This window comes from Streptomyces sp. HUAS MG56, assembly GCF_058673395.1.
Map to the genome: position 1 here is coordinate 7,862,701 of NZ_CM178722.1, position 13,552 is coordinate 7,876,252.

At 73.3% G+C, this 13,552-nt stretch carries 9 protein-coding genes; 6 read left to right on the forward strand and 3 right to left on the reverse strand.

What is annotated here, in order from left to right; translation table 11 throughout:
* Nucleotide 1 precedes the first annotated feature (1 nt).
* Nucleotides 2-1,588 (reverse strand): alpha/beta fold hydrolase, encoded by a 1,587-nt coding sequence (locus AC4OXY_RS36775; RefSeq protein WP_491991759.1) that lies wholly within the window; start codon nucleotides 1,586-1,588, stop codon nucleotides 2-4.
* A 108-nt stretch (nucleotides 1,589-1,696) separates the two neighbouring features.
* Nucleotides 1,697-2,440: a hypothetical protein gene (locus AC4OXY_RS36780; RefSeq protein ID WP_376294378.1), complete on the reverse strand. Its 744-nt coding sequence runs from the start codon at nucleotides 2,438-2,440 to the stop codon at nucleotides 1,697-1,699.
* Between the two features lie 142 nt (nucleotides 2,441-2,582).
* Here AC4OXY_RS36780 and ggt point away from each other — a divergent pair, with 142 nt between their 5' ends.
* On the forward strand, nucleotides 2,583-4,382 hold the full coding sequence (ggt, locus tag AC4OXY_RS36785; RefSeq protein WP_491991760.1) for a gamma-glutamyltransferase: 1,800 nt from the start codon (nucleotides 2,583-2,585) through the stop codon (nucleotides 4,380-4,382).
* A 22-nt stretch (nucleotides 4,383-4,404) separates the two neighbouring features.
* On the opposite strand, the gene AC4OXY_RS36790 is transcribed toward ggt, so the two are convergent.
* Complete coding sequence (locus tag AC4OXY_RS36790) at nucleotides 4,405-6,942, reverse strand: ATP-dependent Clp protease ATP-binding subunit (protein WP_491991761.1); 2,538 nt, start codon at nucleotides 6,940-6,942, stop codon at nucleotides 4,405-4,407.
* Nucleotides 6,943-7,581: 639 nt separating this feature from the next.
* On the opposite strand from AC4OXY_RS36790, the gene AC4OXY_RS36795 reads away from it, so the two are divergent.
* From AC4OXY_RS36795 to AC4OXY_RS36815, 5 genes are all read left to right on the forward strand, one after another.
* Nucleotides 7,582-7,833 (forward strand): helix-turn-helix domain-containing protein, encoded by a 252-nt coding sequence (locus tag AC4OXY_RS36795; protein WP_356025348.1) that lies wholly within the window; start codon nucleotides 7,582-7,584, stop codon nucleotides 7,831-7,833.
* 116 nt (nucleotides 7,834-7,949) lie between these two features.
* Entirely contained in the window at nucleotides 7,950-9,509 is a 1,560-nt protein-coding gene (locus AC4OXY_RS36800) for a hypothetical protein (protein ID WP_491991762.1), read from the forward strand.
* A gap of 206 nt (nucleotides 9,510-9,715) precedes the next feature.
* Entirely contained in the window at nucleotides 9,716-10,558 is an 843-nt protein-coding gene (locus tag AC4OXY_RS36805; protein ID WP_356025352.1) for a nitrilase-related carbon-nitrogen hydrolase, read from the forward strand.
* The gene (locus AC4OXY_RS36810) at nucleotides 10,555-11,838 is read left to right on the forward strand and encodes an aspartate aminotransferase family protein (protein WP_356025354.1); all 1,284 of its coding nucleotides are present in this window, start codon (nucleotides 10,555-10,557) and stop codon (nucleotides 11,836-11,838) included. The genes AC4OXY_RS36805 and AC4OXY_RS36810 overlap by 4 nt, the downstream gene beginning before the upstream one ends.
* 48 nt (nucleotides 11,839-11,886) lie before the next feature.
* The gene (locus tag AC4OXY_RS36815) at nucleotides 11,887-13,452 is read left to right on the forward strand and encodes a PucR family transcriptional regulator (protein ID WP_491991763.1); all 1,566 of its coding nucleotides are present in this window, start codon (nucleotides 11,887-11,889) and stop codon (nucleotides 13,450-13,452) included.
* Nucleotides 13,453-13,552: the final 100 nt, after the last annotated feature.

The window sequence follows — 13,552 nt, forward strand, 5'->3', positions numbered from 1 at the left end:
ATCACTGCTCGCGCACGGGGACGGACACGTACGACGGGTCGTCCGAGGGCGAGGAGAAGGTCAGCTGCGCGCCGGACGGGTTGTGCTCGATGTACAGCGGGTCGGCCGTGTCGACCACCAGCGCGAGGCGGTGCCCGGCGGGTACGTCGTAGGCCGTGGAGAACAGGTCCAGGTCGACGTCGAACGGCGTGCCGGGTGTCCGCCCGTGCCAGGTGTACGGCGCGTGCGTGACCAGCTTGCCGACGCCGAGCGGCCCCACGTCGTACAGGTAGGCGACGAGGGTGCCGCTCTCCGCCGTCGGGGTCAGCGTCGTGTGCAGGCTCGCCGTGCCCCGCACCTGTTGCGCGGTGCCGTGGCGCGGCGACTGCCACACGGCCGCCCAGCGGCGCGGCAGCAGCGGGATCGAGGCCATCGGCGGCAGCTGGGCGACCTGGTCCAGGATGCTGGAGAGGAAGACGATCCCGCCGTCGGCGCCCGAGTCGACGCCTGCGTGGATGGTGGTGGAGCCGGCGAGCGCGATCTTCTCGCGGGTCGCGCCGACCGACTTCCAGTCCGGGTAGCCCTCGTATTCCCCCGCGCTACGGGACTTCAGCCGGACCGGTTCCTCGTGGTCGACGCCGGTGTCCGCGCCCTTGAGATAGTGGCCGAGCCAGCGCTCGGTGTCCGTCCAGACGTCGTTGGGCAGCCCGAACAGGCCGGTCAGCTCGGCGGTCGCGTGGTCGCCGGGGCGCAGCTCCAGCCGCTTGGGCACCTTCAGCTTCTCGTAGAAGGCGGTGTACTCGTTGGGGTTGAAGATGGTGTCGCCCCAGGCGTTGGCGAGCATCACGGCGGCGCCGTTGCGGTTCAGCTGGTCGAGGTAGGTCGCGGGAGAACGTTTCTTCGCCCATGCGATCATCTCCTGCTCCTTCGAGAGGTTCGAGGAGTACAGGTTCTGGAACATCGCGCGCAGTTCCGGGCTCTCGCGGCCGGTGAGCCGTCCCAGGCCGTCCAGCACGGCGAGCGCCTGCACGTGCTGGGTGCGGCCCGAGTAGATCGAGTCGACCAGGTCCGCCCAGCCGCTCAGCGCCGCCACCGCCCTGATCCGCCGGTCGTGCGCGGCGGCGAGCAGGCTGATCCCGGCGCCGTACGACACCCCCGCCATGCCGATGTGCCGCGGGTCGGCCGGGGTGTGGGCCGAGGCCCAGTCGATGACCTTGGAGGCGTCCGCCACGTCCGGCGGACCGGCCACTTCTATCTGCCCGCCGGACTGCCAGAACCCGCGCACGTTGTAGCTGAGGACGACGTAGCCGGCGTCGGCGAGCTTCTCGGCCTGCGCCAGGTACTCCACCTGCGGCAGGGACCAGCTCGTGGGCAGCACGACGAGCGGGTAGCGGTGCGTGGCGCTCGCGTCCGCGGGGGCGACGACGTTGGCCTTCAGCACGGTGCCGCCGTCGCCGGTGATGTCCACGAAGCGCACGGACGGGGCGGCGGCCGGGGCGGCCTGGGCGGCCGGGGCCAGCCCGACGACGCCTCCCGCGACGAGCGCCGCCGATACGGCCGTGGCGGCTGTGGTGCGCAGGGCGGTGCGGCCGTGTCCTGCGGATGCCATGGGTCACTCCTTCACTCGTGTCAGTGCAAAGTGACCCGACGGTAACCGTGCCCCTTTACCGTAAGTAACCCGTCGGTAAGTTACGTGCGGGTAAAGATTGTTGAAGGGCTAAGCGGCCGTGTCGGCGGAGGCCGTCGCGGGGGCGGGGGTGCGCGCCGCGCGGGTCACGTCCGCCACCAGTTCCACCACGTCCGGGCCGTACGCCTGCGAGTTGAGCACCTTCAGCAGCAGTACGAACGAACCGGTGCCGTACTTGCGGTGCAGCCGCTCGTGGTGGCGGGCGAGATAGCGGGTCGCGGCCTGGTTGGTGATCGCGCTCTGGCCGCAGAAGAGGAACACCGGCCGGGCCTGGCCGCTCGTGGTGACCCGGGCGAGCAGTACGTGCTCGGCGGTGCCGCGCGCCATCGGGTAGTGCTCGCCGCCGATCCGGAAGGCGCCCCGCTCCGGCCCCGGTTCCGGATCGGTGTTGACCGCGAGACCCGGCAGCATCGCCGACATGTGGGCGGCCGTGCGCCGGTTGGAGGCCGGCCCGCCGACACAGAACTCGGTGCGCTCGCCGAAGCCCTGCTGGACCGTGTCCTGCGTGACCACATGGGCGTTGGCTCCGCACTCCTTGATGAGCGCGGACAGTTCCAGCAGCGCGAACACGTCGAAGCGGTGCACCGCCGGTTCGGCGGCGGCCGGGTCGCGGTTGACGACGAGCAACGACTCCGCGTTCTCCGGCAGCCCGAAGAACGCCTGCTTGCGCCGGAGTTTGCGGCGCCACAGATACGTGCGGGCGAGCCAGCCCAGCGAGGCGGAGATGCCCGTGGCCACCAGGCCGAGGACGATGTTGCGCACGTCGTCGTTCATGGGCGCGCATGCTAGCGGTCCCGGGCAACGGCCACGTACCGGTGTTCGATCCGTGACGTTCGTGCGGCCGGTGGCCGAGGCGTACTGTCGGTACTGCGGCAATCTCGTTACGCTGCGCGGACTGTCCCGACGGGAGGCACGGATGGGTCGTCCTGGCACGCGGAAACTTGCGGTTGTGGCGGTCTCGGCCGCCCTGGTGTCGGTGGGGGCGGCCGCGCCGCCCGCCGCGACGAGCAGCACCCCCACCAAGGCCCCGGTGGCCGTCGGTTACGGCGGCGCCGTCGCGAGTGTCGACGCGGACGCCACCGCGGCCGGTATCGAGGTCCTGCGGCACGGCGGCAACGCGGTCGACGCGGCCGTCGCCACCGCGGCCGCGCTCGGCGTCACCGAGCCCTACTCCTCCGGCATCGGCGGAGGCGGCTACTTCGTCTACTACGACGCCAGGACCCGCAGCGTGCACACCATCGACGGCCGGGAGACGGCGCCGCTGAGCGCCGGCTCCGACCTGTTCGTGGAGAACGGCAAGCCGCTCTCCTTCGCCGACGCCGTCAGCAGCGGGCTGAGCGTCGGCACCCCGGGCACGCCCGCCACCTGGCAGACGGCGCTGGACGACTGGGGCACCGAACGGCTCGGCACGGTACTGAAGCCCGCCGAGCGGATCGCCCGCGACGGCTTCACCGTGGACGACACCTTCCGCTCGCAGACCGCGTCCAACGAGACCCGGTTCCGCTACTTCCCCGACACCGCGAAGCTGTTCCTGCCCGGCGGCCGGCTCCCCGCCGTCGGCTCCATCTTCAAGAACCCCGAACTCGCCCGCACCTACGAGGAGTTGGGCCGAAAAGGCATCGGCACGGTCTACCGCGGGGACATCGGCGACGACATCGTCAACACCGTCGAGCACCCGCCCGTGGACCCCGCCTCCGGCTGGACGGCGCGCCCCGGGAAGCTGGCCGAGAAGGACCTCGCCGTCTACCGGACCAGGCTCCAGGCCCCCACGAGGACGTCGTACCGCGGCCTGAACGTCTACTCCATCGCACCCTCCTCCTCCGGCGGCACCACGGTCGGCGAGGCGCTCAACATCCTGGAGAACACCGACCTTTCGAAGGCGAGCGAGGCGCAGTACCTGCACCACTTCATCGAGGCGAGCCGCATCGCCTTCGCCGACCGGGGGCGCTGGGTCGGCGACCCCGCGTTCGAGGACGTGCCGACCAGGCAACTGCTGTCGCAGCGGTACGCCGACTCGCGCGCCTGCCTGATCAAGGACGACGCCGTCCTGACCAGCCCGCTCGCCCCCGGCGACCCGCGCCATCCGAAGGCCTGCGGCACGGGCGGCACGGCGGCCCCGACGACGTACGAGGGCCAGAACACCACGCATCTGACGGTGGCCGACAAGTGGGGCGACGTCGTCTCCTACACGCTCACCATCGAGCAGACCGGCGGCAGCGCCATCACCGTGCCCGGCCGGGGCTTCCTGCTCAACAACGAGCTGACGGACTTCTCCTTCACGCCGGCCGACCCGGCCGTGCACGACCCGAACCTGCCCGGTCCGGGCAAGCGGCCGCGCTCGTCGATCGCGCCGACGATCGTCCTGGACCGCCACAACCTGCCGGTGGTGGCGCTCGGTTCGCCCGGCGGAGCCACCATCATCACGACCGTGCTCCAGACCCTGACCGAGTTCCTCGACCGGCACCTCCCGCTGGTCGACGCCATCGCCGCCCCCCGCGCCAGCCAGCGCAACGCGGCCCGGACCGAACTCGAACCGGCCCTCTACGACAGCGACCTGAAGAAGCAGCTGGAGGCCATCGGCCACTCCTTCTCCCTCAACCCCGAGATCGGCGCGGCCACCGGCGTCCAGCGCCTGCCCGGCGGCGAGTGGCTGGCCGCCGCCGAGAAGGTACGCCGCGGCGGCGGCTCGGCGATGGTGGTGGACCCGGCGCGGTGAGCGCGGCCGCCACAGGCCGCTGCTACGGCTCCGGCGGCGGAGGCTGGGAGCGGGCGGAGCGGAAGTCCAGGTGGCCGTCCGTCACGTCCACCGTCACCCGGCTGCCCTCGGAGATCGTGCCGTCCAGCAGGAGGCGGGACAGCTGGTTGTCCACCTCCCGCTGGATGGTGCGGCGCAGCGGGCGGGCGCCGTACTCGGGCTGGTAGCCGCGCTCGGCGAGCCAGTCGACCGCCGGGTCCGTGAAGTGGACCGTGACGCCCTGGCCCTCCAGCAGCCGACGGGTCCCGTCCAGCAACAGCTCGGTGATCTGCCGCAGTTGGGCGCCGGTGAGCTGCCGGAAGACCACGATCTCGTCGATGCGGTTGAGGAACTCCGGCCGGAAGTGCTCGCGCAGCGGCCGCAGGATCTGCTCGCGCCGCGCCTCCTCGTCCGCGTCCGCACCGCCCGGCCCGAACCCGATCCCGGCGCCGCGCCGGGTGATCGCCTCGGAGCCGAGGTTGCTGGTCATCACGATGACCGTATTGGTGAAGTCCACCGTCCGGCCCTGGGAGTCGGTCAGCCGGCCGTCGTCCAGGACCTGGAGCAGGATGTTGAAGACGTCCGGGTGCGCCTTCTCCACCTCGTCGAGCAGGAGCAGCGAGTACGGGTGCCGGCGCACCACCTCGGTGAGCTGCCCGGCCTCCTCGTGGCCGACGTACCCGGGCGGGGCGCCGACCAGCCGGGAGACGGTGTGCCGCTCCTGGTACTCGCTCATGTCCAGGCGGACCATCCGTTCCTCGCTGCCGAACAGCGCCTCGGCGAGGGCCCGGGCCAGTTCGGTCTTGCCGACGCCGGTCGGGCCGAGGAACAGGAAGCTGCCGATCGGCCGGTTCGGGCTCGCGAGGCCCGCGCGGGAGCGCAGCACGGCCTCCGAGACCACGGCGACGGCCTCCTCCTGGCCGACGACCCGCTGGTGCAGATGCCGCTCCAGGTCGAGCAGCCGTTCCTTCTCCTCCTGGGTGAGCCGGGCGACCGGGACCCCGGTCTGCCGGGACACCACCTCGGCGACGGCCTCCGCCGTCACCTCCAGATCCAGCCCCTCGTCGGCCTTGTCGCCGCCGCTGACCTGCTCGATCCGCTGCTTCAGCTCGCCGATCCGGTCCCGCAGCTGCTTGGCCGCGTCGTATTCCTCGGCCGCGACCGCCTGGTCCTTGTCCAGGACCAGCTGATCCACCTCGCGCTCCATCGCGCGCACGTCCGTGCCCTTGGTCCGGGCGCCGAGCCGTACCCGGGCGCCCGCCTGGTCGATCAGGTCGATCGCCTTGTCCGGCAGCCGCCGGTCGGTGAGATAGCGGTCCGAGAGCTGGACGGCGGCGACCAGCGCCTCGTCGGTGTAGCGGACCTGGTGGTGGGCCTCGTACCGGTCGCGCAGCCCGCGCAGGATCTCGATGGTGTCCGGGACCGTCGGCTCGGGCACCAGGATCGGCTGGAACCGGCGGGCCAGCGCCGCGTCCTTCTCGATCCGGCGGAACTCCTCCAGTGTGGTCGCGCCGACGATGTGCAGTTCGCCGCGGGCGAGCGCCGGCTTCAGGATGTTCCCGGCGTCCATCGCGCCGCCCTCGCCGCCCGAGCCCGCGCCGACGACGGTGTGCAACTCGTCGATGAACACGACCAGACGGTCGGAGTGGGCGCGGATCTCCTCGACGATGGTGTTGAGCCGCTCCTCGAAGTCGCCCCGGTAGCGGGTGCCGGCGACGACCCCGGTGAGGTCCAGCGCGACGACCCTGCGCCCGGCCAGCCCGTCCGGTACGTCCCCGTCGCCGATGCGCTGCGCGAGCCCCTCCACGACGGCCGTCTTGCCGACCCCGGCGTCGCCGATCAGGACCGGGTTGTTCTTGCCGCGTCGCGACAGCACCTCGATGGTCTGCTCGATCTCGGTGTCCCGGCCGATCACCGGGTCGATCCGGCCCTGCCGGGCCAGTTCGGTCAGATCACGGCCGTACTTGTCCAGCGTGGGCGTGCCGGTGGGCCGTTGCCGCTCCGGGCGGGGCTGTGTGCTCTCCGGCGCCTCGGGCGGCAGCCCGCCCGCCGAGAACCGGGCCGCGTTCAGGATGTGCCCGGCGGCCGAGTCCGGGTTCGCGGCCAGCGCGCTGAGCACGTGCTCCGGGCCGATGTACCCGGCGCCGCTCGACCGCGCCAGGTCGTGCGCGTCCAGCAGGGCGCGCTTGACGGCGGGGGTGAGTGACAGCGAGGTGGGCGGCGGTGCCTCGCCGGGCGGGTGCTGGACCGGGCCCGCCCGGTCGTCGATCTCCGTGGCGAGCGAGTCCGGGTCCGCGCCGGCCCGGCTCAGCAGGCTCCGGGTGGGCTCGGCCGACACCGCCGCGCGCAGCAGATGCTGGGTGTCCAGGTCCCGGCTGCCGTGCTCGGCGGCGTACTGGGCGGCTCCTCTGACCAGCTCCCGGGCCGGCTGGCTGAGCAGCCGGCCGATGTCGATGTGGCGGGGACCGGGGGCTGCGCCGGATCCGCCGAAGAAGCGGGCCAGGAAATCGCCGAAGGGGTCGGGAGGGTAGCCGTTGGTCATGGCGTTCCGTTCCTCGCTGGCTGTTCATGCCCACGATGACACGATCCGTGGGGGCGGGCATGTTCGCCTGCGGGGAGCGGGCGCCGGCCGGCGGGCGGCTGCGGGCGCGCCGCGGCCGTGCGCGCGGCTCCCGCGCCGTCCGCGCCACCAGCGCCCGGGGGCCCGCTGCCCACGCCGTGGCCGCAGAGGCCCTGAGGGATGCCGTAGCCGGCGCCGCGGCAGACCCGGGGTGTCGTCTAGATCATGCCGACCCGAGCGGGGTCTGGCACGCGCTCCTCCGGAGGGGGGACCCCAGCGGCGTTGTCGTCGGTCGCCGACTCCCCCCGGCTCGGCTTCGCGCGCGGGAGGGACCCCGCGACGCCAGGGCCCGCTCGGCGGTGCCGGTCAGCCGCACGTCCGCCGGACGCGGCCGGTCCACCGTGATGCTGAGCGCCGAATCGGCGGCCCAGTCGTCCAGGACGGCGCCGCAGCCGACCGGCATCAGGTCGCCGTCGCGCGGGCGGTGGCCCGAGGAACGGCGAGGTCGCACCGGCTGCGTGCAGCGCCTCGATCGGCGCGTCCGGCTTCGACCCCCTCGCGCCAATTAGTATACCGGTATTTAAATGGGGTGCACCGGGCGGCCGGTATTAGAATGGCGGCATGGTGCGCACCCCCCTCACCCCCGAAGAGCGTGAACGCGGCGAGCGGCTCGGGCGGTTGCTGCGCGAGGCGCGCGGCGGCCGGAGTATGACCGAGATCGCCGCGGCTGCGGGCGTCTCGGCCGAGACGCTCCGCAAGATCGAGACGGGCCGGGCGCCGACACCGGCGTTCTTCACCGTGGCCGCGCTGGCCGCGGCCCTCGGACTGTCGATGGACGAACTGGTCACCCGCTGCGCACTCGTCGCCGTGTGAGCCGGTGTCCGGGGTGAGGGGTCCGCGCGCTGCCGGAAAACCGTGCGTAGCAGAGCCGTAACACGACTGGTGTTGCCTGGTGGCCGTAGTGCCGGTGGTGGGGCGGGAGCTGGGCGATGGCGGTGGATCAACTCCCCGGTCCGGTGCGGGAGTTCGCGGGCTGTCTGGACGGCCTGCTGGCCCGCCTGGACCAGGGGGAGGGCTGGAGCGGCGTTTTCTGGCAGCGGGACCCCGAGGGCATGCGGGCCTGCCTTCAGGGGCGCGAGGTGCCGCCGTGGGACGTCGTCGAGGCGCTGCTGGACGACCTCGCGACGGTGTACGGCACGGGCGCGGCGGACGCCGAGCGGACCCGCGCCAGGGGCCTGTACCGGGCGGCTCTCACCTCGTACGACGCCCGCCCCGGGGCACGCGCGGCCCTGGCCGACCGGCTCGACGTCATGCTCCGCGAACAGCGCTACGCGGCCGAACGCCAGGCAGAGCTGACCCGTCTGCTCACCGCGGGGGCCCCGGGCGCCTCGGGTGCCGGCCTCGACTCCCTCCGCCTCGACCTCGCCTGGGCCCGCGACGACCACGCCCGCGCCTCCGCGAGGTGCGAGGAACTCCGCGGCCGCCTGGCGGAGTTGGACCGACGGGCGGCGGGCCACTGGACGGGGCCCGTGCGGGAACGGCCGGCTCCGGGACCGGGCCCGTCGGCCGACGGGCCCGGTCGGGAGGGGGAGTCGGCGGGGGCTGGTGGCCGGGCCGACCCGCGGGTGCGTGGTGGTGCCGGTTCGGTGGAGGCGCCGGCGGCCGCCACTCCGTTTCCCCCCGCCTCCCCGGCCGTCGTGACCCCGGAACCGGACCCCGTCGTCCCGCCACCGCCCGCCCGGCATGCCCCGCCCTCCGCCCCGCCCGCCCCGGGGCCACCCCCCGATTCGGGGTCACTTCCCGCGCCGGTCGCCACTGCCCGGAAACGCCGGCGCGGCAGTGCCCGGTTCGCCGGGATGGCCGAGGACGTGGCAGCCCCCGTCCCCGTACCGCAGGCGCCCGTGCCGGCGGCCCGGGTGCCGCGGGCGGCCGGGTCCGCCCGGCCTCGCGGGGCCCGGTTCGCCGGGGCGGCGGAGCAGCCCGTCGAGGCGGAGACGGTGCGCGTCGAGCACGTCGACGCCGGGGCGGACGCGGCGGTCGCCGAAGCCGTCGGGCGGCTGGCGCGGCTGCGGGCCGCGGGGCGCAGCGGCGAGGCGCATGTGCTGCTGGCCGAGGTCGCGCAGTGGCCCCCGGCCCGCTACCCCGTGCTCGCCGATGCCCTGCACCGGGCCGGGCTCGGGGCCGACTGGGCGACGTTGCTGTGGGAGGCCGCCTCGCTGCCCGTGGAACGGCTGGTCGGCGTCGCCGACGCGCTCGCCGCCGCAGGGCGGGACGGCGACGGGCGGCAGTTGCTGCGGCAGGGCGTGGCCCGGCCGGCCGAGCAGGTCGGGACCGCCGTGCTGCGGCTGGCGGACGACGGGCGGGAGCGCGAGGTGCGGGCCCTGCTGGACGCCTGTGTCCGCGCGCGGACGGCGGAGGCAGCCGCCCGGACGGTCGCCCCCGAGCCGCGGCGTCTCGTGCCGCTGCTGCTCGACGCCGCCCGCGGCGTCTCCGAGGAGCGGCACTGGGACCTCGTGCACGCCCTGCGTGTCGCCGGGTACGGTGCGTGAGAGGAGCCGGGACGACCTCGTACCGGTCTGCCCCGTTTCACCCCGTCGCGCGGATCGTCCGCTCGCCCATCGGCGTGTGAAACGTGATCGACCCCGCCTGTTGACGACGATGGTCTTGGCAAGGGCCTCCAGGAGGCTTACTTTCGTCCCTCTACGGCCTGCTCCACGGGTGTAGAGGCTCTGGCGTCCCGTCGAAGGAGCAGCTCATGGCCAACGTCGTACGCGCCGCACTGGTCCAGGCCACCTGGACCGGCGACACCGAGTCCATGGTGGCGAAACACGAGGCGCACGCCCGTACGGCGGCCCGGCAGGGCGCCCAGGTCATCGGGTTCCAGGAAGTCTTCAACGCGCCCTACTTCTGCCAGGTCCAGGAGCCCGAGCACTACCGCTGGGCCGAGCCGGTGCCCGACGGGCCGACCGTGCGCCGGATGCGGGAGCTGGCGCGCGAGACCGGCATGGTGACCGTCGTGCCCGTCTTCGAGGTCGAGCAGTCCGGCTTCTACTACAACACCGCCGCTGTGATCGACGCCGACGGCTCCTACCTCGGCAAGTACCGCAAGCACCACATCCCGCAGGTCAAGGGCTTCTGGGAGAAGTACTACTTCAAACCCGGCAATCTCGGGTGGCCCGTCTTCGACACCGCCGTCGGCAAGGTCGGCGTGTACATCTGCTACGACCGGCACTTCCCGGAGGGCTGGCGGCAACTCGGGCTCAACGGCGCCCAGTTGGTGTACAACCCCTCCGCCACCCACCGCGGCCTGTCCGCCTACCTGTGGCAGCTGGAGCAGCCGGCGGCGGCCGTCGCCAACGAGTACTTCGTCGCCGCCATCAACCGGGTGGGCCGGGAGGAGTACGGGGACAACGACTTCTACGGGACCAGTTACTTCGTTGATCCACGTGGGCAGTTCGTGGGCGAGGCAGCGAGCGACACGTCCGAGGAACTGCTCGTCCGCGACCTCGACTTCGGCCTGATCGACGAAGTGCGGCAGCAGTGGGCCTTCTACCGCGACCGCCGCCCCGACGCCTACGAAGGACTGATCCAGCCGTGACCGACCTCTACTCCCGCCACCGTCAGGTCCTGCCCGACTGGCTGGCCCTCTACTACGACGAGCCGATCGAGATCACCCACGGCGAGGGGCGCCACGTCTGGGACTCCGCCGGCAACAAGTACCTGGACTTCTTCGGCGGCATCCTGACCACGATGACCGCCCACGCGCTCCCCGAGGTCACCAAGGCCGTCAGCGAGCAGGCCGGGCGGATCGTCCATTCGTCCACGCTGTACCTGAACCGGCCGATGGTCGAACTCGCCGAGCGCGTCGCCCAGCTGAGCGGCATCCCGGACGCCCGGGTCTTCTTCACCACCTCCGGCACCGAGGCCAACGACACCGCCCTGCTGCTCGCCACCGCGTACCGGCGCAGCAACACGATCCTCGCGATGCGCAACAGCTACCACGGCCGCTCCTTCAGCACCGTCGGCATCACCGGCAACCGCAGCTGGTCCCCGACCTCGCTGTCCCCGCTCCAGACTCTCTACGTGCACGGCGGAGTGCGCACCCGGGGGCCGTTCGCCGAGCTGGACGACCGCGCGTTCATCGACGCCTGCGTCGCGGACCTCAAGGACATCCTCGGGCACACCCGCCCGCCCGCCGCGCTGATCGCCGAGCCCATCCAGGGCGTCGGCGGCTTCACCTCGCCGCCCGACGGCCTCTACGCCGCCTTCCGCGACGTCCTCAAGGAGCACGGCATCCTGTGGATCGCCGACGAGGTGCAGACCGGCTGGGGCCGCACCGGCGAGCACTTCTGGGGCTGGCAGGCGCACGCGCAGAGCGGCCCGCCGGACATCGTCACGTTCGCCAAGGGCATCGGCAACGGCACGTCCATCGGCGGCGTGATCGCCCGCGCCGAGATCATGAACTGCCTGGACGCCAACAGCATTTCGACGTTCGGCGGCACCCAGCTCACCATGGCGGCCGGGCTCGCCAACCTCGCCTACCTCCTCGAACACGACCTCCAGGGCAACGCCCGCCGGGTCGGCGGTCTGCTCATCGAGCGGCTGCGGACGGTCGCCGCCCAGCTGCCGGGGGTCCGGGAGGTGCGCGGGCGCGGACTGATGATCGGCGTCGAGCTGGTCAGGCCGGGCACGGACGAGGCGGACCCGCAGTCGGCCTCCGCCGTCCTGGAGACGGCCCGCGAGGGCGGGCTGCTCATCGGCAAGGGCGGCGGCCACAACACCAGCGCCCTGCGCATCGCCCCGCCGCTGTCGCTGACCGTCGCGGAGGCCGAGGAGGGCGCGGCGATCCTGGAACGGGCCCTGCGGAGCGCGTACTAGCGCCCCCGGGGGAAACGGCGCACGGACGAGAGAGACAGGTGCACGGCCATGACCACCGCCTCGCAGACCCCGCACGGCTGGGAGCCCGTGCTCTCCGTGCGCCAGGTGCTGTCCCTGGAACGGGTGCTCGCCGGGGAACCCGAGGTGGTGGCCGGTGCCGGGCAGCTGGACCGGCCGGTGCGCTGGGTGCATGTCGCCGAGGCCGCCGACGTCGGGGTCATGCTCAGCGGCGGCGAGATGGTCCTCACCACCGGCGTCCTGCTCGCCGGAGACGAGGCCAAGCAGGCCGAGTACGTCCAGTCGCTGCACCGGGCCGAGGCGGCCGCCGTCGTCCTCGGCCTGGGCCGCGCCTTTCCCGCGCCCCCCGAGGCGATGCGGCGCGCCGCGGACCGCTGCGGGCTGCCCATGGTGGTCCTGCACCGCCCCTTCCCCTTCGCCGAGCTGACGGAGGAGGTCCAGTCCCGCCTGGTGCGGCGGAAGTTCGCCGCCGTCAGCCTCTCGGAGTCCATCCGCACCGCCCTCACCGGCCTCATCACCGCCGGCGCCCCCCTGCAGCGGCTGCTCGACGAGGTCGCCGTGCACAGCGGCTGCCCCGTCGTCGTCACCAACCTCGCCCACCGCGTCCTCGCCACGGCGGGGGAGCGGCCGGCCGTGGACGACGTACTGCGCGACTGGGAGCGCATCGCCCGGCAGGCCGGCGGTGCCCACGGCGACGGCTGGATCAGCGCCGAACTGGGCGGCCGCGGGGAGCGCTGGGGCCGGCTGCTGCTGTGCGGCCACCGGGGCCCCGCCGCCACCGGGCGGCTGCTCGCCGACCGGGCCGCCGAGGCGCTGGTCCTGCACCGCATGCTCGGCGGCTCCAGCGCGGCGAGCTGGGAGGAGCAGTCCGCGCAGGGGCTGCTCACCGACCTCGTCTCCGGCGCCGTACCGGCCCGGGCCCTGCTGCCCCGGGCCCGCGCCGCCGGGCTCCCGGTCAACCGGCGCACCTTCGTGCCCCTCGTGGTCCTCGGCCCCGGTCCCGAGGAACTCGACCGTGTGCTCCGGCTGCTGGGACTGTCCGGACTCGTCGCCGAACTCGCCGACGGGGCCGCCGCCGTGCTGCTCAGCCTCGCCCGGGACCAGGACGCGGTGGCGCTCACCGGCCACTTCGCGGCCCGGCTGCGCGCCGGGTCCGGGGCCGTGGTCGCCGCCGCCGACGCCCGTACCGCATGGGACGAGGTGCCCGCCGGGCTGCGCGAGGCCCGGCATGTCGCCGACGCCGTCGCCGACTCCTCGCACACCCTCGACCTGCCCGACGTGGTGCGGCTCCGGGACGTCCATCTGCGCGGGCTGGTACGGCTGTTGCGCGACGACCCGCATGTGCAGTCCTTCGCCGAACGGGAGCTGGACGGGCTGCTGTGCGCGGCCGAGCCGGAGCTGCTGGGTGTCCTGCGGACCTATCTCGCGACCGGCCGCAACAAGTCCCGCACCGCCCAGCTCCACCATGTCTCCCGGCCCGCGCTCTACCGCCGCCTGGAGGCCATACAGACCCGCCTCGGCGTCGACCTGGACGACTTCGAACAGGCGGCCTCCGTCCACATCGCGCTGCTCGCGCACGATGCGCAACAGCGCTGAAACACACGACGACCTGGGAAAACGGCGGTGAAACATGCGGCAGGCGACACGTGACACGGTGGCACGCCGCGCGCCCGCAGACGTGACACGCTGCCCGTCG